This is a genomic window from Promicromonospora sp. NPDC060204 (genome assembly GCF_042728455.1).
Lineage (GTDB): Bacteria > Actinomycetota > Actinomycetes > Actinomycetales > Cellulomonadaceae > Promicromonospora.
This window is the reverse complement of record NZ_JBHWZO010000057.1, coordinates 1-18,235: the sequence shown is the minus strand read 5'-3', so window position 1 is coordinate 18,235 and position 18,235 is coordinate 1. Positions and strand designations below refer to the sequence as shown.

General features: G+C 73.4%; 20 protein-coding genes. 9 read left to right on the top strand and 11 right to left on the bottom strand.

Annotated features, from left to right (window positions below; all coding sequences use genetic code 11):
• Window positions 1–80 precede the first annotated feature (80 nt).
• Entirely contained in the window at window positions 81–998 is a 918-nt protein-coding gene (locus ACFWEJ_RS09875) for a RecB family exonuclease (RefSeq protein WP_377229029.1), read from the top strand.
• 76 nt (window positions 999–1,074) lie between these two features.
• Here ACFWEJ_RS09875 and ACFWEJ_RS09870 read toward each other — a convergent pair whose 3' ends face one another.
• A complete protein-coding gene (locus tag ACFWEJ_RS09870; RefSeq protein ID WP_377229028.1) occupies window positions 1,075–1,779 on the bottom strand; it encodes an HAD family hydrolase in 705 nt (234 codons plus the stop codon).
• A 113-nt stretch (window positions 1,780–1,892) separates the two neighbouring features.
• Between ACFWEJ_RS09870 and ACFWEJ_RS09865 the strand changes: the two genes are divergently transcribed.
• Window positions 1,893–2,453 (top strand): HD family hydrolase, encoded by a 561-nt coding sequence (locus ACFWEJ_RS09865; RefSeq protein ID WP_377229027.1) that lies wholly within the window; start codon window positions 1,893–1,895, stop codon window positions 2,451–2,453.
• A gap of 52 nt (window positions 2,454–2,505) precedes the next feature.
• On the opposite strand, the gene ACFWEJ_RS09860 is transcribed toward ACFWEJ_RS09865, so the two are convergent.
• Together ACFWEJ_RS09860 and ACFWEJ_RS09855 are read right to left on the bottom strand one after the other, a co-directional pair.
• Complete coding sequence (locus tag ACFWEJ_RS09860) at window positions 2,506–3,048, bottom strand: hypothetical protein (RefSeq protein WP_377229026.1); 543 nt, start codon at window positions 3,046–3,048, stop codon at window positions 2,506–2,508.
• Between the two features lie 108 nt (window positions 3,049–3,156).
• Window positions 3,157–5,514, bottom strand: coding sequence for a hypothetical protein (locus ACFWEJ_RS09855; RefSeq protein ID WP_377229025.1), 2,358 nt, complete (start codon window positions 5,512–5,514; stop codon window positions 3,157–3,159).
• A gap of 220 nt (window positions 5,515–5,734) precedes the next feature.
• Between ACFWEJ_RS09855 and ACFWEJ_RS09850 the strand changes: the two genes are divergently transcribed.
• Both ACFWEJ_RS09850 and ACFWEJ_RS09845 read left to right on the top strand, forming a co-directional pair.
• Window positions 5,735–6,136, top strand: coding sequence for a hypothetical protein (locus ACFWEJ_RS09850; RefSeq protein WP_377229024.1), 402 nt, complete (start codon window positions 5,735–5,737; stop codon window positions 6,134–6,136).
• A 145-nt stretch (window positions 6,137–6,281) separates the two neighbouring features.
• Complete coding sequence (locus ACFWEJ_RS09845; RefSeq protein ID WP_377229023.1) at window positions 6,282–6,845, top strand: HD domain-containing protein; 564 nt, start codon at window positions 6,282–6,284, stop codon at window positions 6,843–6,845.
• A gap of 61 nt (window positions 6,846–6,906) precedes the next feature.
• On the opposite strand, the gene ACFWEJ_RS09840 is transcribed toward ACFWEJ_RS09845, so the two are convergent.
• Together ACFWEJ_RS09840 and ACFWEJ_RS09835 are read right to left on the bottom strand one after the other, a co-directional pair.
• Window positions 6,907–7,380, bottom strand: coding sequence for an NUDIX hydrolase (locus ACFWEJ_RS09840; protein WP_377229022.1), 474 nt, complete (start codon window positions 7,378–7,380; stop codon window positions 6,907–6,909).
• Window positions 7,380–8,114: a helix-turn-helix domain-containing protein gene (locus ACFWEJ_RS09835; RefSeq protein WP_377229021.1), complete on the bottom strand. Its 735-nt coding sequence runs from the start codon at window positions 8,112–8,114 to the stop codon at window positions 7,380–7,382. Before ACFWEJ_RS09835 ends, ACFWEJ_RS09840 begins: the two co-directional genes overlap by 1 nt.
• A 159-nt stretch (window positions 8,115–8,273) precedes the next feature.
• Here ACFWEJ_RS09835 and ACFWEJ_RS09830 point away from each other — a divergent pair, with 159 nt between their 5' ends.
• The gene (locus ACFWEJ_RS09830) at window positions 8,274–8,561 is read left to right on the top strand and encodes a hypothetical protein (protein ID WP_377229020.1); all 288 of its coding nucleotides are present in this window, start codon (window positions 8,274–8,276) and stop codon (window positions 8,559–8,561) included.
• A 106-nt stretch (window positions 8,562–8,667) separates the two neighbouring features.
• A complete protein-coding gene (locus ACFWEJ_RS09825; RefSeq protein ID WP_020014713.1) occupies window positions 8,668–9,546 on the top strand; it encodes a PAC2 family protein in 879 nt (292 codons plus the stop codon).
• Between the two features lie 109 nt (window positions 9,547–9,655).
• On the opposite strand, the gene ACFWEJ_RS09820 is transcribed toward ACFWEJ_RS09825, so the two are convergent.
• The 3 genes from ACFWEJ_RS09820 to ACFWEJ_RS09810 all read right to left on the bottom strand — a co-directional run bounded on the left by ACFWEJ_RS09820 (window position 9,656) and on the right by ACFWEJ_RS09810 (window position 12,289).
• On the bottom strand, window positions 9,656–9,871 hold the full coding sequence (locus ACFWEJ_RS09820; protein WP_377229019.1) for a hypothetical protein: 216 nt from the start codon (window positions 9,869–9,871) through the stop codon (window positions 9,656–9,658).
• Between the two features lie 122 nt (window positions 9,872–9,993).
• On the bottom strand, window positions 9,994–11,304 hold the full coding sequence (gene mshC, locus ACFWEJ_RS09815; protein WP_377229018.1) for a cysteine--1-D-myo-inosityl 2-amino-2-deoxy-alpha-D-glucopyranoside ligase: 1,311 nt from the start codon (window positions 11,302–11,304) through the stop codon (window positions 9,994–9,996).
• Window positions 11,305–11,368: 64 nt separating this feature from the next.
• Complete coding sequence (locus tag ACFWEJ_RS09810; protein WP_377229017.1) at window positions 11,369–12,289, bottom strand: undecaprenyl-diphosphate phosphatase; 921 nt, start codon at window positions 12,287–12,289, stop codon at window positions 11,369–11,371.
• Between the two features lie 68 nt (window positions 12,290–12,357).
• Here ACFWEJ_RS09810 and ACFWEJ_RS09805 point away from each other — a divergent pair, with 68 nt between their 5' ends.
• The gene (locus ACFWEJ_RS09805; protein ID WP_377229016.1) at window positions 12,358–13,332 is read left to right on the top strand and encodes an aldo/keto reductase; all 975 of its coding nucleotides are present in this window, start codon (window positions 12,358–12,360) and stop codon (window positions 13,330–13,332) included.
• Between the two features lie 46 nt (window positions 13,333–13,378).
• Here ACFWEJ_RS09805 and ACFWEJ_RS09800 read toward each other — a convergent pair whose 3' ends face one another.
• A complete protein-coding gene (locus ACFWEJ_RS09800) occupies window positions 13,379–13,711 on the bottom strand; it encodes a primosomal protein (RefSeq protein WP_377229015.1) in 333 nt (110 codons plus the stop codon).
• A gap of 117 nt (window positions 13,712–13,828) precedes the next feature.
• Between ACFWEJ_RS09800 and ACFWEJ_RS09795 the strand changes: the two genes are divergently transcribed.
• On the top strand, window positions 13,829–14,044 hold the full coding sequence (locus tag ACFWEJ_RS09795) for a DUF5703 family protein (RefSeq protein WP_377229014.1): 216 nt from the start codon (window positions 13,829–13,831) through the stop codon (window positions 14,042–14,044).
• A 108-nt stretch (window positions 14,045–14,152) separates the two neighbouring features.
• Here the strand turns inward: ACFWEJ_RS09795 and ACFWEJ_RS09790 are convergent, their stop codons facing one another.
• The gene (locus ACFWEJ_RS09790; RefSeq protein ID WP_377229013.1) at window positions 14,153–15,490 is read right to left on the bottom strand and encodes a M20/M25/M40 family metallo-hydrolase; all 1,338 of its coding nucleotides are present in this window, start codon (window positions 15,488–15,490) and stop codon (window positions 14,153–14,155) included.
• Between the two features lie 60 nt (window positions 15,491–15,550).
• Window positions 15,551–17,665, bottom strand: a complete 2,115-nt coding sequence (locus ACFWEJ_RS09785) for a M3 family metallopeptidase (RefSeq protein ID WP_377229012.1) — start codon at window positions 17,663–17,665, stop codon at window positions 15,551–15,553.
• Between the two features lie 75 nt (window positions 17,666–17,740).
• Between ACFWEJ_RS09785 and ACFWEJ_RS09780 the strand changes: the two genes are divergently transcribed.
• Complete coding sequence (locus ACFWEJ_RS09780; protein WP_377229011.1) at window positions 17,741–18,184, top strand: DUF6314 family protein; 444 nt, start codon at window positions 17,741–17,743, stop codon at window positions 18,182–18,184.
• Window positions 18,185–18,235 lie beyond the last annotated feature (51 nt).

Genomic DNA, 18,235 nt, shown 5'->3' with positions numbered 1-18,235 from the left:
CCGGCCGCCCGGCACGCGGGTGACGGCACGCTGTGGACAACTACCGGGGGATGTCAGTGCCCGCCCCTAGGGTTGGGGCCATGACGACGACGGAGCTGACCCAGGGGCTGGAGCAGGACGCGGCGACGGAGGTGGCCGACGCCGCGCCGGCCGTGCGCGCGCCCTCGCGACCGCCGGCCCTGTCCCCGTCGCGCGCCAACGACTTCATGCAGTGCCCGCTGCTGTTCCGGTTCCGCACGGTGGACCGGCTCCCGGAGCCGCCGTCGGCCGCCGCCGCGCGCGGCACGCTCGTGCACGCGGTGCTGGAGCGGCTGTACGACGCCCCGCTGGGCGAGCGGACGCTGGCCGCGGCGCACGACCTGCTGCCCGGCGAGTGGGACCGGCTGCTGGAGGCCGACGACCGGTACACGACGCTGTTCACCGACGGGGTCGGCCCGGACGGCCAGGACCGTGCCGGCTGGCTCGCCGGGGCGGGCTCGCTGCTGGGCACGTACTTCACGCTGGAGAACCCGAACCGGCTGGAGCCGGCCGAGCGGGAGCTCCTGGTGGAGTCGCAGCTCGACGGCGGGCCGCTGCTCCGCGGCATCGTGGACCGGCTCGACGTGGCGCCCGACGGCGCGCTGCGGGTGGTCGACTACAAGACGGGGAAGTCGCCGCGGCCCGGCTACGAGACGTCGGCGGTGTTCCAGATGCGCTTCTACGGGCTGGTGCTGTGGCGCGAGCGCGGGGTGCTGCCCAAGATGCTGCAGCTCGTGTACCTGGGTGACGGCCAGGTGCTGCGCGGCGAGCCGACGACCGAGCACCTGGAGCACACGGAGCAGAAGATCCGCGCGATCTGGTCCGGCATCGAGGAGTCCGCCCGCACGGGCGAGTGGAAGCCCCGCCGGTCCAAGCTGTGCGGCTGGTGCGCCCACCAGGCGATGTGCCCCGAGTTCGGGGGCACGCCGCCGGAGATTCCGGAGGGCGCCGTCGCGCTGCGGCTCGGCATCACGGGCTGACGCACGGCCCGCCGGGTCGGCCAGGGCCTGCCCGGTTCAGCTCGGGTGAGCCCAGCTGAGCCCGGGTGGGGCCCGCTCAGCCGGGCAGGTCCCCGGCGCCGAGCAGGTCGACGACCTCGCCCGCCGCGATCCGGCCGAGCAGGTCGAGGTCGACCTGCTTGAGGGACGCGGCCCGGCTCAGCCCCGGACGTGGCGGCACCGGCACCTCGGCCGGCACGCCGAGGGTGCGGGCACCCGACGCGAGCGCGGAGGTGATGCCGGGGCCGGAGTCCTCGATCGCCACGCAGTCCTCGGCCCGCACGCCGAACAGGCCGGCGGCCACCAGGTACGGCTCGGGGTGCGGCTTGCCGTGCGTCACCTCGTCGCCGGTGACCAGGTGGGCGAAGGTGCCCGCGGGGGCGCCGTCGGCCACGACCTGGGCCTGGCTGCGGTAGGACATGGTCACGATGGCGCACGGCACGTCGGCGGCGCGCAGGTCCTCCAGCAGCTCCAGGACGCCCGCGCGCCACGGCACGGCCTCGCGCAGCTGCTCGTTGACGCGGGCCACGAGCCAGGCCACGATCTCGGCCGGCTCCAGCGGGACACCGGCGTCGTGGAGCATGCCGCCCGTGGTGAGCAGCGCCTGGCCGACGGCGCCGAGCGCGTCCTCGTGCGTCCACGTGGCCCCGTGCGCGACGACGATCTCGTGCTCGGCGCGCATCCAGTAGGCCTCGGAGTCGACGAGGGTGCCGTCCATGTCGAACAGGACGGCGGCGGGCAGGGCAGACGATTCGCGGGGCACCGACACATGCTAGGTGCCGAGATGGAACGGCCGGTAACGGGCGAGGAACGCCCAGGCGGGTGGCGGGCGGGCCCGGGTCGGCCGCGAAGCACCGGATGCCGGACGATAGCGCCATGACGCACACCGCCGCCTCCGGCATCGCCGCCTTCACCTTCGAGATGGGCGTGCTCAAGCGCCTGCGCCGCTCAGGCTGGTGGCAGGTCGGGGTCCGCGACCCGGAGTCCGTGGCCGAGCACAGCCTGCGCGTCGCGCAGCTCGCCGCCCTGCTGGCGGCCGAGGAGGGCGCCGACCCGGCGCGGGCCGCCTACCTGGCGCTGTGGCACGACTCCCAGGAGACGCGCATCACCGACCTGCCGCACACGGCCCGGCCGTACCTCACCAAGCCGGACAACGTCGCGGTCACCCGGGACCAGGTCGCCCCGCTGCCGGACGCCGCCGCGGCGACCGTGCTCGGCGCGGTCACCGAGTTCGAGGTGCAGGAGACGCCGGAGGCCCGCTGCGCCCGCGACGCGGACAAGCTGGAGTGCCTCGTCCAGGCCGTGGAGTACCGGCACGGAGGCCAGGACGGCGTGCAGGAGTGGATCGACTCGTCCTACGCGGCGCTGGTCACCGACGCCGCGAAGCGGGTGGCGGACGCCGCACTCACGCAGTCCCCGATGAGCTGGCGCGACTGAGCCGGCGCGACCGACCCGGCGAGCCCGGGCCTGCGAGCCCGGGCCGGGACGGTCAGTCCGCGAGCAGCTCCTCGGCCCGCTCCTCCTGGCCGGCGTCGAGGTCGGTCTTGTCGAACGCGGCGACGGCCTTGTCGAACGTGCGGTTCACGCGCGGCTCGATCTCGACGACGCTCGCCGGGGTGACGATCGCCCGCTCGTACTCCGCGATCCAGGCGTCCATGTGCGCCACGTAGGCGTCCCGGGCCGCGTCGAGCCTGCCGCCGTCGGACAGCGGCACCGCCTGGGCGTCCTCCTTGGCGGACAGGACGCCGGACCGGGCCTCCTCGGCGAGGTCGGGCACGTCGGTCATGAGCGCCGCGGCGAGCTCCTCCTTCTTGTCGACGTCGGACGTGGCCTCGATCTCGTCGAACCGTCCGCTGACCTCGTCGATGTAGTCACGCATCGTGGACTCGCTGTGCTCCACGGCGTCGAGCAGCACGTCAGCGGGCTCGCTGGTGCGCTCGGCCTGGGACCAGGCGATGCCGCTGCCGGCGCCGGCGACGACGAGCGCACCGACGGCGGAGAGCAGGACCCGGTGATTTCGCAGGTTGAGCATTAGTTCATCGTCACCCGGGCGTGGGGCGTTCCGCGCGCTGACGGGTGTGATCCGCGACGGAACTAACGGTCATATCACCCCATTCCGGTCAGCCGTTGTCGCTCGCTGTCACTCGCGCGTGCGCCGCAGGTGCTCCAGCCGTTCGGCGGCCAGGGCCGCCCGGTTCATCCCGGCGCGGATGTACGGCGCGTCAGTACCGGCGCTCTTCGGGTAGAAGATGCCCAGGTTGATGAGGCTGACGAACGACGCATAGACGAGCTCGTCCTGCACCAGACCCAGGGACAGCAGCGTGCCGATTCCGATGATCGGCAGCAGGTAGACGGCGACGGTGGGCTGCCAGGCCGCGAGCCGGCCGAGCGTCGCGATCTCGCCCCGAGGCACGGAGCTCAGGCCCGCCGCGCGGGCGCGCGCGTTCGTGTCCCACGCGAACCACAGGCAGGCCTGGACCACGACGGCGAAGGTGACGTGACCGACGAGGGTGCCCAGCGGCCACCAGTCCCGCTGCACCAGCGTCGGCAGCACCACGTAGACCACCGGCAGCACCGCCAGCGAGCGCAGGCCGACCTCCGCCGTCACCGCGCGCAGCCGCGCCCCACGGCCCGCGGGCAGGGCCCAGACCGTGCTCAGCTCCGCGAAGACGTTGAGGTACAGACGGGCGCTGACCAGCGCGAACGTCAGCGTCACCAGGCGCACCGGCAGGTTGCCCCACGGGTCCGGGATCGGATAGTCGGCGGCGCGGACGTCGTCGAGGAAGACCAGGCCGGCCCCCGACCGGCCGAACACCTCGTCGGCCATCTCGAACCACTTGGCCTGCCAGGACAGCCCGAGGTCGCGGGACCACCACGTCACGACGAGCGCGGTGGCGGACCACACCAGCACGGCGAAGAGCAACGCCCAGCGCTGGAGGCGGCGGGCCTGCCGCAGGTGCGCCGCGCCCGTCGCGTCCCGGACCTGGCCGGTGCGCACCTGCAGCATGCGGCGCTGGCGGGCCACCGTCCCGGCCCCCGGAGAGAGGTCGCGCAGCTGCTGCCACGCGTTGCGCGGCCGCTCCCGGCCGTCCTGCTCCAGGATCGCCACCTCGTCGCCGAACACCCGGCCGATCTGCTCGAACCTCGGGGCCCCCGGATCGACCGGCGTGACCAGCAGGCGGCGGCGCGGGTCGGCGTCGGTCAAGTCCTCCAGGAGCCGGGCCAGGCCGACCGACGCGACGTAGAACTGGTCGGGCACCGTGCCGTCGGGGTTGTGCGGTATCCCGGCGATCGCGACGAGCAGCGCGCCCAGGGAGTACAGGTCGGCCAGCGGGTGCCCGACGCCGTCGCGGCGCACCTCGGGCGCGGCGAACACCCCTTCGCCCTGCCCCTGGCCCGTGATCGACCGGGCGTGGAGGTGGTTGACGCCGAGGTCGACGAACCGCAGCCGGATCCGCCCGGGCTGTTCGTCCTGGACGATGATGTTGGACGGCGTCAGGTCGTCGTGCCGCCGCCCGTCGCGCTCGAGGTCCGCGAGCGCGCTCAGCAGGGCGCCGCCCAGCTCGCGCAGCGCCGGGGTGTCGACCGGCCGCAGGATCTCCCGCGTGGGCGGCGCCTGCCCGGCGGCGCGGCGGGCCAGGTACTCCCCCATCGTCCGGCCGCGCACCAGGTCCATGAGGATCCAGCTGTCGTGGCTCGCCCAGACGGGCACCGCCGGGGACGGCTCGTCGGCGTCCGGGCGGCCGTGCTCGGCCAGGTACCCACGGGTCCCCGCCACGATCGTCGGGATGGTCAGGTACGGGTGGATGACGCACTTGAGCACGAAGGCCGCCGTCCGCCCCCGGGACGGCTGCGCGAGTCGTCCGGTGAGGATGATCGACGTCGTGCCGGGCCGGTAGAACTCCAGGCTCGTGAGGTCGAGCGCCGCCCACTCCGACAGCGTCCCTGCGGACGCGGCGTCCGCCGGCCCGGAGCCTGAGCCCGCGCCGGTCCCGTCCGCCCGGCCCGGGTCGTGGAGCGCGGCGAGGGCGCGCCGCACGTCGGGGTCTCCCACGAGCGCGCCGCTGACGTCGGCCGCGGGACGTCCGGCGACCACGACGTCCCACGGGGCGTCGCCGTGGAACCGCATCCGGTCCGAGCTGTGCATGGCGACGAGCGTGAGCAGGTAGTACCCGAGGTAGCCGGCGGTGCGCGGCTCCACCCCGCTGGCGCCGCTCGTCCCGCCGGGCCCGCCGGGCACGGCGGCGTCGGCCCGTTCGGTCCACCAGTCCCACAGCAGCTCGATCTCCCGCTCGCGGGTGACCTGGAACCGGTCCGCGTACGCCCGCTCGTCGAGCGGGACGTCCAGGAGCGCGGCGTGCCAGTCCTGGACGCGCCAGCCGTCCAGGCCGGCCCTGCGGCGTCCCGGCGCGCCGTCGCGCCCGGTCAGCTCCCGCACGACACCCGTCAGGTGCTCCAGGCTCCCGCGCGTCCCGTCCCCCTGCCGCCCCCTGGTCACGGTTGGCGACGATAGCGAAGTTCCAGGCCCGTGCGCTGGGAGAACGCCCCGATCGCGCGAACCACCGGGAAGCGGGCGGCCCCCTGGGCGCACCCACCAAGCACCCACCGAGCACCCACCACGCCCCCGCCGCGCGCGTCGCGTCGTCCTGCGCGATGCTGGCCCTCGATCGACGGTTTCGGCCGCCGAGTCCCGGCAGCGACCGAAGGGAAGACAGACCGTGTTCGGACCCGATTTCTTCGAGCGGCTCTCGCAGCGGATGTACTACGACCTCGACGGTCACCCGATCACCCAGGACCAGTGGTCGGTGCTGCGGCTCGGCGCCGGGGCCGCGCACATCGCCCGCGACCACCTCGGGATCTACCACGTGTCCACCGTGTGGACGGGGATCGACACCGCCGCACCCCTCGAGGACGACGACGACCACACCCCGCTCATCTACGAGACGATGGTCTTCGTCGAACGGCTCGACCCGGACGGCGTGCTCTCCGAGGACGAGCGCCTCGACTGCACGGAGCAGTACGCCGAGATGCACGCCACGCGCGAGGACGCGCTGGCCGGGCACCGGCGCGCGACGGCGCTGGTGCGCGAGTGGATCACGAAGGGTCGCCCGGAGCGCTGAGGTACGCAGCTCTGGGGCAAGCAGCTCTGACGACGACGCAGGGGGAGCCATGATGCAGACCAGCACGCCTTCGCTGACCGCCCTCTTCACCGGGCGGCGTGCCGCACGCCGCGCCGTCCACGGCCCCCCGGCCTACGGTGAACCGATGCACGGAACCACCCCGCGGGACCTCGGTCCCGCGGGTGCGCGCGCACTGCTGGCCGAGGTCTTCGAGCCCAGCACCGACCGGCTGGCCCACTCGCTCGGGGTCGGCCGGCGGGCCGAGCACGTCGCCCGCGTGCTGGGCCGGTCCGACCTGCTGGTGTCCGCGGCGTACCTGCACGACATCGGCTACGCGGCCGCGGCCCGCGACACCGGGCTGCACCAGCTCGACGGCGCCCGCTACCTGCGCCGCCTGGGCGCGCCGGACGAGCTGACGAGCCTCGTCGCGCACCACACGTCGGCCCTGGTCGAGGCCGGCGAGCGCCACCTCGACGCGCACCTGCGGGGCGAGTTCCCGGTGCCGACGGACAGCGACCTGCTGGACCTGCTCACCTACTGCGACATGACCACCTCGGCCCAGGGCCGGCCCGTCAGCGTGGACGAGCGGCTGACCTGCATCTACGACCGCTACGCCCCGGGCCACCTCGTGTCGCGCAGCATCCACCGCGCGGAGCCGCAGCTGCGGCGGCTCGTGTCCGCCGTCGACGAGCGCCTCCGGCGCGGCTGAGGCCCGGCCCGAGCGGCCCGGCCCGAGCAGGACGGCCGGGCGGGACCGCCCGGCGAACCGTTCAGGTCAGGAACGGCTCGGCGCGCGACAGGTCCACCGCGTGGTCGATGCGCAGCCGCATCGACGGGTGGATCTCCAGCTCGCCGAGCCGGTCCACCGGCTGCCACACCACCTCGCTGGACTCCTGCGAGGTCCGGACGGCGCCGCCGGTGACCGTGGCGCGCATGCAGATGGAGAACTGCGCGCGGACCTCGCCGTCCGAGTAGACGATCACGTGCCGCGGGTCGGTGTAGATGCCCACCAGGCCCGTGATCCGCACGCGGTAGCCGGTCTCCTCCTCGGTCTCCCGGACGCCGGCCTGCCGCACGGTCTCCCCGGGGTCGATGCCGCCGCCCGGCAGCGCCCAGAGGTCGTTGTCGGTGCGGTGGATGAGCAGCAGGCGCCCGCCGTCGTCGCGCACGGCCACCGTGACCGAGGGCACCACCGAGTTCACCGCCGGCGCGGCCGGGTCGTCGAAGTAGTCGAGCCGCGTCATCACGACACCTCGTCCGGGTCCTCCGTCCGCGGCCAGACCGTCAACGGCGTCGCGGCGTTCCAGACCCGCTCGAAGCCCGCCTGGTAGGCGGGCGCCATCGACGCCTCGGGACCGTCCTTGAGGTGCAGCAGCGGGTTCGCGCCCGCGGGCGAGCCCCACACGTGCGTGTTGACCAGCAGGTCGTCGTCGAACCGGAAGGTCGTGGCGTACAGCGTGCTGTCGTGCAGCCGCACCTCGACGCCCGGCGTGCCGAGCGCGGGGGCCAGGTAGGCCAGCACCAGGGCGATGCGCCCGGCGAGGCCCGTGCCGCCCTCCTCCGCGGTGCGCACGGTGACGGCGCTGCCCTCCGGGTCGCCCAGCAGCAGGCGCACCTGCACGCCCCGCGCCGCCATGGTGACGATCTCGGTGGTCAGGTCCAGGGTCTGGTCCGGCAGGAACGTCGCCGCGAACGCGTGCAGCTCGAAGCGCTGCTCCACGCCGGCGAGGAAGGCCCGCCAGGTCCCGGACGGCACGGCGCGCCGCGCCGGATAGACGCCGACGATCTCCTGCGCGGCGGCCTCCGCCCGGTCGACGTCGCCCCACAGCGCCGCGACGTCACAGCCCAGCGCCTCGGAGACCGCGACGCGATGGCGCGGGTGGGGCGTGCGCCCCTGAGCCACCCAGCGTTCCACGGTCTTCGGGTCGACGCCGACGGCGGCCGCGAGCCGGACCTGGCTCAGTCCGGCTTGGCTCATCGCCGCGACCAGTCGTTGGTTTCTCACGTGTCATCTCACCCCCTCAGGGACGTATCTATCACCGAAACGTCCCGGGCGCTGCCGATGGCACGTCCCATGTGCCCGGCGCACAGTGGTATCAGCTAGTCCACCTGTCCGACCCGTGTCCCGGAGAGCCTCGTGAACCCCATTGCCTCGCAGTCGGTCACAGAACGTCTTGGCGATGTCATCGACCTGCTGCGGCATGTCCGCGCGGACTGGATCGAGGTCCTGACGGTCACGCCCGAGCGCGTGTGCCTGCAGCCCTGGCACCTGGACGACGGCGAGAGCATCGCGCGAGCGCTGGGCCTGGAGCACGCCATCGACCAGCGGATGATGAACCCCGGCTACACGCTGTGGTCCGGCGAGTGGCGCGGCGTCGAGGTGCAGGTCCGCGGCGCGCTGCGGGCCGGCGTGCCGGTCTTCTGAGCGGGCGGCCCCGGCGCCGACACGCCGCCACGCAGCGGATTCGCCCGTCCGCGAACGCGGCCGTGCCCCTGGTCACGTCGGGCGCCGCACACCCTAGGGTGGGGGGATGACCGACGCGCATCACGAGCAGCCGGAGCAGGCCTCGCCTCGCCAGACCGTGCTCCTCGCTGCCTTCGAAGGTTGGAACGACGCGGGGAGCGCCGCCACGACGGCGCTCACGCACCTGGCCGAGGTGTGGGGCGCCGAGAAGGTGACCGAGCTCGACCCCGAGGAGTTCCACGACTTCCAGGTCAACCGCCCGTACATCTCGCTGGACGACGACGGGAAACGCTCCATCACCTGGCCCACGACCACGATCTCGGTGGCGCAGGTGGGCGAGCGCAAGGTCGTGCTGGTGCACGGCGTCGAGCCGTCGATGCGCTGGCGCAAGTACTGCGAGGAGCTGCTGCGCGTGGCGGACGAGCTGGGGGTCCGCACCGTGATCACGCTCGGCGCGCTCCTGGCGGACGTCCCGCACACCCGGCCCATCCCGATGACCGCCACCTCGGACAGCGTGGGCCTGCAGTCCGTGCTGGACATCGAGGCCAACACCTACCAGGGCCCCACGGGGATCGTCGGGGTGCTGCAGCACGAGGCCGCGGAGCGCAACCTGCAGTCCGTCAGCCTGTGGGCGGCCGTGCCGCACTACGTGGCCAACCCGCCGTCGCCCAAGGCGACGCTCGCGATCCTCACGCGCGTGGAGGAGATCCTGGGCGAGACGGTCCCGATGGGCGAGCTGCCCGACGACGCCGCGGCCTGGCAGCACGGCGTGGACGAGCTGGCGTCGGAGGACTCGGAGATCTCCGAGTACGTGGCCCAGCTCGAGGAGGCCAAGGACACCGCCGAGCTCCCCGAGGCGTCCGGCGACGCCATCGCGCGCGAGTTCGAGCGCTACCTGCGCCGGCGCGACGGCGGCGGCAAGGACAGCGGGCCCGAACGGCTCTGAGCCGGGGTCACGTAACAAGCACAGTCAGGTAAGAAGCAGTCACGTAAGAAGCACAGAGGCCTGAGCCCCCGCGGGGTTCAGGCCTCTGACGTGTTGTCCGGCGTGACGATCACGCGCGGCTGGAGATGGGCTCGATCCGCACACCTGCGTCCGGCCCGTGGAAGCCCACCCATGTCTCGAGACACCGTGCGGCGTCCTCGACGCGGTCGTAGACCGGTGCGTATCCCGGTCCGTTACGTACCACTCGGTATCGCGTGCTGCACCTGGGCGCCGTCGTGACGGTGACCCGGGTCTCACCCGTGAAGTCTTCCTCGTACTCCGTCATGCTCCCCATCCTGCCCCGGGTTAAATGCAAACGGAAGCAGGGGCCAAAACTAACCTGTCGGGCGCCTGGCGCGGTTCTGGCCTACCTCGTCGCAACCGGCCCGGAATCGGGTGCCCGAGGGGTCAAAGACGCACTCCCAGCAGGGCGTTTACCGTCCGGGCGATGATCCCGGGGGCGCCCTCCTCGTCGGCGGAGGTGCCCCGCGACGGGTCCAGGGAACGCTCAGCCCACGCGTCGACGGCGGCCAGCGCGGCGGGTGCGTCGAGGTCGTCCGCCAGGGCCGCGCGGACCGCGGACAGGGTCGAGTCGGCCGACGGACCGCCGTTGCCTGAGACCGCGTCGCGCCACCGGACGAGCCGCGCCTCGCCCGCCGGCAGCGACGTCTCGTCCCACTCCCACTCGGTGCGGTAGTGGTGGGCCAGGAGCGCGAGGCGGATCGCCATCGGGTCGTGCCCCTCGTCCCGCAGCCGGGAGACCAGCACCAGGTTGCCCAGCGACTTGCTCATCTTCTCGCCCTGGTAGGCAACCAGGCCGGCGTGGACGTGCGTGCGGGCACCGGCCGGCTCGCCGCCGCCGGTGGCCGGACACAGCACACGCAGGTGCGACGTCGACATCTCGTGGTGCGGGAACAGCAGGTCCGAGCCGCCGCCCTGCACGTCGAACCGCTCCCCCGCCGCCACGTCGAGCCCGTCGCGCGCGATCACCGCGCACTCGATGTGCCAGCCCGGGCGGCCGGTGCCGAGCGGACCGCCGTCCCACGCGGGCTCGCCCGCGCGCTCACGCCGCCACAGCAGCGGGTCCAGCGGGTCCTTCTTGCCCTCCCGGTCCGGGTCCCCGCCGCGCTCCGCGAACGTGGCCAGCGCCTGCTCGCGGTCGAGGTGCGCGACCGCGCCGAAGCGCGGGTCGGCGGTGAGGTCCGCGTAGACGTCGCCCAGCTCCGGCGTGGACCCGCCGGCGCCCGGCTCCAGCGACACGCGGTACGCGGCGCCCGACTCCAGCATGGTCGCCACGGCGCGGGCGACGTCCGGGGCCGACTCCACGGCGCCCGTCCACGTCGCGGGCGGGATCACGCCCAGCGCCGTCATGTCCTCGCGGAACAGCGCGATCTGCGAGGCCGCGAGCTCGCGCCAGTCCATGCCGGTCGCCTCGGCGCGCTCCAGCAGCGGGTCGTCGACGTCGGTCACGTTCGACGCGTAGGTGACGTCCTTGCCGGCGTCGCGCCAGGCACGCACCAGCAGGTCGAAGGTCACGTAGGTGTTCGCGTGCCCGATGTGGGTGGCGTCGTACGGCGTGATGCCGCACGCGTACAGCCGCGCCTGCGGGCCCGGCGCCGCCTCCACGAGCTCACCCGTCGACGAGTCGTGGACCCGCACCGGGGCGGGCGCGGGAGAGCCGGGGAGCAGCGGGACTTGGGGTGTGGGCCAGGCGTGCACGCGACCAACGATAACCGCAGGCTGTGACACTCCCGGACCATGTCAGGGCCCCGGTGCGTGTGTTCTACGCGACGCCGCCCTGCGCGTCGATCGTGCCCGACATCAGCAGGTACACGACCACGGCGGCGAGCACGAGCCGGTAGTACACGAACGGCTTGTAGGAGTAGTTGCCGATGATCTTGAGGAACCCGATGATCACCGCGTAGCCCACGCCGAACGCGACGACCGTCGCCAGCAGGATGGCGCCCCAGCCGGGCGACCCGGCCGGCAGCGGCTCGCCGAGCGTCTTGACGAGCTGGTAGAAGCCCGAGCCGAGCACGGCCGGGATCGCCAGCAGGAACGAGTAGTCCGCCGCGGCCTTGCGGGTGAAGCCCATGGCCAGGCCGGCCGTGATGGTGCCGCCCGAGCGGGACACGCCCGGCACCAGCGCGAGGGCCTGGGCGAACCCGAAGCCGATGGCGCTGCGGCCGGTCAGTGACGCCAGCTCGCGCTCGCGGCGGCCGAAGATGTCCGCCAGGAGCAGCAGGATCGCGAAGAACGCCAGGGTGAAGACGGTGATCCACAGGTTGCGCAGCGTCGTCTCGATGTAGTCCTGGAACAGCAGGCCCAGCACCACGATGGGGACCGAGCCGAAGATGATGTACCAGCCCATCGCGGCGTCCGGGTTGGCGATCACGCCGGGGCGGCCGTGCCGCACGTCGACGGAGCCGGGGCGCGGACCCAGGCCCGCGCGGGCGCGCCAGCCCCTGCCGTAGGCGCCCGTCAGGGCCTTGAACCAGGCGACGAGGATGACGCCGATCTTCTTGCGGTAGTAGATGATCACCGCGGCCTCGGTGCCGATCTGCGTGATGGCCGTGAAGGCCGCGCCAGGGTCGCTCGACCCGATCAGCTCGCCGACGATCCGCAGGTGCGCCGACGACGAGATCGGGAGGAACTCGGTCAGGCCCTGGACGAGGCCCAGAAGGATGGCTTCCCACGCAGTCACGGGCCGTGACACTACCCCACGGCGCGCCTCCTGACGCACCCGCGTCAGCCGCGGGTAGCCTGCCGCACATGGAACGACGCCGGGTGGGCAGGTCGGGCCTGCGGGTCTCGGAGCTCGGGCTCGGCACCATGACATGGGGCCGCGACACCGACGAGATCGACGCGGCCGAGCAGGTACGGGACTTCCTCGACGCCGGCGGCACCCTCGTGGACACCGCGGCCAGCTACGCCGACGGCGACTCCGAGCGCGTGATCGGCACGCTCCTGTCCGGCAAGGTCGCGCGCAGCGAGCTGGTGCTGGCCACCAAGGCGGGCATTCGGTCGGAGACGCGCCCGGGCGGCGGCCCGGGCCGCGTCGTGGACGCCTCCCGCGGCGCCCTGCTCGACAGCCTCGACGAGTCGCTGGTGCGGATGGGCACCGACCACGTGGACCTGTTCCTCGTGGCCTGCCCCGACCCCAACACGTCGCTGGAGGAGACCTGCAACGCGCTGCGGATCGCGGTGACCAGCGGGCGGGCCCGGTACGTGGGCCTGAGCAACCACCCCGGCTGGGCGACGGCCCGCGTGGCGACGCTCCTGGAGCCCGACGTCGGCCTGGCCGCCGTCGAGCTCGAGTACTCGCTGCTGCAGCGCGGCGTGGAGCGCGACGTCGTCCCGGCCGCCGACGCCCTGGGTGCCGGGCTGCTCGCCTGGTCGCCCCTCGGGCGCGGCGTGCTCACCGGCAAGTACCGGCGCGCCATCCCCGCCGACTCCCGGGCCGCCGGGGCGCTGGCGGGCTTCGTCCAGTCGTACCTGGAGGGGCCGGCGTCCGCCGTCGTCGAGGCCGTGGCGACCGCGGCTGAGGGGCTGGGCCGCGCCGCCGGGGAGGTGGCGCTCGCCTGGCTCCTGGAGCGCGAGGGCATCGCGTCGGCGATCGTGGGCGCGCGGACGCCCACCCAGCTCCGTTCGTCGCTGGCGGCCGTGACCCTCGAGCTGCCGTACGAGGTGCACGCCGCGCTCGACGACGTCTCCGCCCCGGAGATCGGCTATCCGGAGCGCTGGTGACCGTTCGCCCGCCCGGACGTGAGCCCGGGCCTGAGCCCGCGCCGGGTCAGCGCTGCTGCGCAGGCTGGGGCTGGTCCTCCGACTCCTCGACCTCGCCCAGGTCGTCGTCGAAGTCGAGATCCTCGAGGTCCTCCAGGTCCTCGTCCGACTCGTCGTCCTCGTCCTCGTCGTCGTCCACCTCGTCAGCCAGGTAGAACGGCGTCACCTCGCCGAACACCGTGGCCAGGGAGTCCTCGTACACCTCGTAGGCGTCGGCAAGGACGTCGTAGGCGTCGTCGACAGCGGGGTCGTCGTCACTCCGGCGAGTGGCGACCGCGTGGTGGTGGGCCTCGAGTGCGGCTACGAGGCGGTCGAGCGCGGCACGCGGTTCAACGGTCATGCCTTGAAGGTAGCGCCCCATGGGCCACAATGGGCAGACGAAATTCATTGCTGTCACCGGTCTGCAATCAAACCGGCATAAACTGACCTCACCCGCGACCCGAGGACGGTGCATCAGATGGCGAGAGACGGCTCCGTGTTCCGCAAGAACAGTCAGTACGAGTACCGCGTCGTGACCTTCGAGCCGGACACCTCGGTGCCGGACGCCCGCAAGGTGCTCACCGACGAAGCCGAGTACGGCCGTTGGGAACTGGCCCGGACCCTTCTCTACATCGGCGGCAGACGCAAGGTCTGGCTCCGCCGCAAGATCATCAAGGTCTCCTCGACCCTCTGACCCCCGTGTCGGACGTACGGGTCACCCGCGTGACCTGTACGTCTGACACGTGCGCGCGCGTCGGAGCGGGCGGGCGCGTCGGCGCGGGCGGGCGCCCGCCCGGCCGCGTCAGCAGGTGGCGAGCAGGCGGTCCAGCACGCGCGTGCCGAACTTCAGGGCGTCGGTGGGCACGCGCTCGTCCACGCCGTGGAACATGCCGGCGAAGTCCAGGTCGTTCGTGAGCTGCAGGGGCGCGAAGCCGTAGCCGGTGATGCCCAGGCGGTGCAGCGACTTGTTGTCCGTGCCGCCCGAGAGCGTGTACGGCAGCACCTTCGCGCCCGGGTCCTCGGCGTCGATCGCGGCGACCATCGCGTCGACCAGCGACCCGCTGAACGGCACCTCCAGCGCCGTGTCCAGGTGGATCGGCTCGATCCGGACGTTCGGCCCGGCCAGCTCGCGCAGCGTCGCCATCCCGGCCTCCTCGTGGCCCGGCAGGAGCCGCACGTCCACGGTCGCCTCGGCGCGGCCCGGGATCACGTTCGCCTTGTACCCGGAGGCGAGCTGGGTCGGGTTGGACGTGTTGCGCACCGTGGCGCCCACGAACTTCGCCACCGGGCCGAGCGCCGCGACCAGCGCGTCGATCGTGGCCGGGTCCTCGTAGTCCACCGGCAGGCCGGTCAGGTCGCCGACGCCGCGCAGCAGCGCGTCGACCGTCGGGGTGATCGTGGTGGGCCAGGCGTGCTGCCCGATCCGCGCGACGGCGGCGGCGAGCTCGGTGACCGCGTTCTCCTCGTTGACCTGCGAGCCGTGCCCGGCCCGGCCGTCGGCGATCAGCCGCAGCCAGGCGATGCCCTTCTCCGCCGTCTGCAGCAGGTAGGCGCGCTTGCCGCCCACCTCGACCGAGTAGCCGCCGACCTCGGAGATCGCCTCGGTGGCGCCCTCGAACAGGTCGGGGCGGTGGTCCACGGCCCACCGAGCGCCGTACACGCCGCCCGCCTCCTCGTCGGCGAAGAACGCGACCACGACGTCGCGCGCGGGCTTGCGGCCCTCGCGCACCATCTGCCGCACGACGGCCAGGATCATGGCGTCCATGTCCTTCATGTCGACGGCGCCGCGGCCCCACAGGAGCCCCTCGGTGAGCTCTGCGCCGAAGGGATCCACGCTCCAGTCGTCCTTCGCGGCGGGCACCACGTCGAGGTGGCCGTGCAGCACCAGCGCGGGCCGGCTGCGGTCCTGCCCCTCCAGCCGGACGACGACGGACGCCCGCCCCGGGCTGGACTCGAACAGCTCGGGCTCCAGGCCGACCTCGTGCAGCAGCTCCATGACGTACTCGGCCGCGGCACGCTCCCCCGGGCCCTCGTTGTCGCCGTAGTTCGACGTGTCGAACCGGATCAGCTCCTGGCAGATCCGGATGACCTCGTCGGCGGCGGTGGGCACGGGCGCGGCGGTGGGAACAGTCTCAGTCACAGGGCCACGGTAACCGGCCGCGCGAGGCGGCCGGTCCACCGTGGCCCGGTGTCTCACACCTCAGACCAGGCCGCGACGCTCCAGCAGCGGCGTGATCTCGGCGGCGCGTCCCCGCAGGTCCGCGAACGAGGCCAGCGGGTCCTGCGAGCCGCCGCGGGCGAGCAGCTTGCGCCGGAACGCCTCGCCGTTCTCCCGGGTCAGCCCGCCGTTCTCGGCGTACCACTGCACGGTGTCCGCGTCGAGCACCTCGGACCAGATGTACGAGTAGTACCCGGCCGAGTACCCACCCCCGAAGATGTGGTTGAAGTAGGTGCTGCGGTACCGCGGCGGCACGGACGCGAAGTCGACGCCGGCCGCGGCGAGCGCCGCCGCCTCGAAGGGCAGCACGTCGTCGACCGACGTTGGCACCTGCTCCGGCGTGAGCTGGTGCCACGCCTGGTCGAGCAGCGCGGCGGCGAGGTACTCGGTGGTCGAGAAGCCCTCGCCCCAGACCCGGGAGGCGAGCATGGTGTCGACCCACTCGGCGGGCATCGGCTCGCCCGTGGTGTGGTGGACGGCGAACGACTTCAGGATCCGCGGCTCCCACGACCACATCTCGTTGACCTGCGACGGGTACTCGACGAAGTCGCGCGGCACGGAGGTGCCGGACTGCGACGGGTAGCGGACGTCGCTGAGCAGGCCGTGCAGCGCGTGCCCGAACTCGTGGAACAGCGTGGTCACCTCGTCCCACACGAGCAGCGTGGGCTCGCCCGCCGGCGGCTTGACGATGTTCAGGTTGTTGACCACCACGGGCTTCCCGCCCAGCAGGTCGCCCTGCACGACGAGGCTGTCCATCCAGGCGCCGCCCCGCTTGGACTCGCGCGTGTAGAGGTCGGCGAGGAACAGGCCCAGGCCCGTGTCCGGCTCCCCCGGCTCGACCGAGTCGAACACCTCGAACACCCGCACGTCCGGGTGGTAGCCCGGCAGGTCGGCGCGCTCGGTGAAGGAGAGCCCGAACAGCAGGCCGGCCGCCTGGAACACGCCGTCGTGCAGCACGCGCCCGAGCTCGAGGTAGGGGCGCAGGGCGGCGTCGTCCAGGTTGAAGCGCTCCTTGCGCACGGCCTCGTTGAGGTAGGACCAGTCGGCGGCGGCCACGCCGTCCGCGCCGTCGCTGCCCGACGGCGCCCCGCTCACCTTCGCGAGCTCGCCCGCCTCGCGCCGCGCGTTGGCGACGGCGGCGGGCGCGAGGCGCCCGAGCATCTCGTTGACCGCCGCCGTGGTGCCCGCGGTCGCGTCCGCGGCGATGTAGGCCGCGTGGTGCTCGTAGCCGAGGAGCTGCGCGTGCTCGGCCCGCAGCCGGGCGAGCTCCAGCAGCACCTCGCGGGTGTCGGTCTCGCCGCCCGTGGCGCCGCGGGCCATGGAGGCGGCCTGCACGCGCTCGCGGGTGGCCGGGTTCTCCAGCGAGGCCAGCACGTTCTGGTGCGTGAAGAGCTGCATCTCCAGGAGCCAGCCGTCCTGGCCGCGGGCCTCGGCGGCGGCCCGGGCGCCCGCCCGGGCGTCGGCGGACAGGCCGGCGAGGTCGGCCTCGTCCGTCACGAGCACGCTCGCCTCGTTGGCGCCGGCCAGGAGCTTGCGCCCGAAGCTCGCCTCGAGCGACGTGATGCGCGCGTTGAGGTCGCGCAGCGTGTCCTGGTCCTGCGGCGACAGCTCGATGCCGGAGCGCTGGAACCGCGTCAGGAGCTTCTCGAGCAGGTAGGCGGTGTCGGGCTCCAGGTCGAGGTCGCCCGCTTCGGCGGCGTCGGCCAGGGTGCGCACGCGCGCGTGGAGGCGCGCGTCCATGTTGATCGCGTCCTGGTGGGCGGCGAACTGGGGCGCGAGCCGCTCCTGGACGTCCTCCAGGCCGGGGGTCGAGTCCGAGGGGAGCTGGTTGTAGTACGCCCGCGCGGCGCGGCCCAGGAGCTGCCCGGCGCGTTCCAGCGCCTCCAGCGTGTTCTCGACCGTGGCGGGTTCCGGGTTGGTGGCGATCGCCTCGACCTCGGCGCGGTGGGCGGCCATGCCGGCCAGGATCGCCGGCTCGTAGTGCTCCTCGCGGATCGCGGCGAAGTCGGGCAGGCCGTACGGCAGCGTGGACGGGGCGGCGAACGGGTTGGCCGGGTCCAGCTCCGCGGGCGCGGTGGTCTCATGGGTCGAGGTCATGGGGAACATCCTCGCCCATCGGTCGCCTCGCGGACGCCCCCTTTCCGTGCGGGCGCAGCGGTTAGGGTCGTGGGCGTGGATCCGCTCCGGCTCGTCGGCACCTGGGACTTCCGGCGGGAGATCGAGCACGCCGACGGCGCCGCGTACACCGCGGACGGCGAGGCCGTCTTCTCCCCGGAGGAGGACGGCCGCGTGCGCTGGGCGGAGCACGGCACCCTGCGCTGGGCCGGGGGCAGCACGCCGGTGTCGCGCACGCTGTTCCTGGTCCGGGACGGCTCGGGCAGCTCCGGCGGGGACAAGCCGGCCGCAGGGCCCGGGACGGGCTGGCGCGTCACCTTCGAGGACGGCCGGGACTTCCACCCGTGGACGGCGGGCGCCGTCGAGCACCTGTGCGGTCGGGACCTGTACGAGGGTGGCGTGGCGCTCCCGGCCCGACCGGCGTCGTCCTGGGAACTGACCTGGCACGTCACAGGCCCGGAAAAGGACTACCTGCTGCACACCCGCTACACAGCCCGTTGAGTGCGGGGTATTTGTCGGCCGACGGCCTTCGAGCCGACAAATACCCCGCAC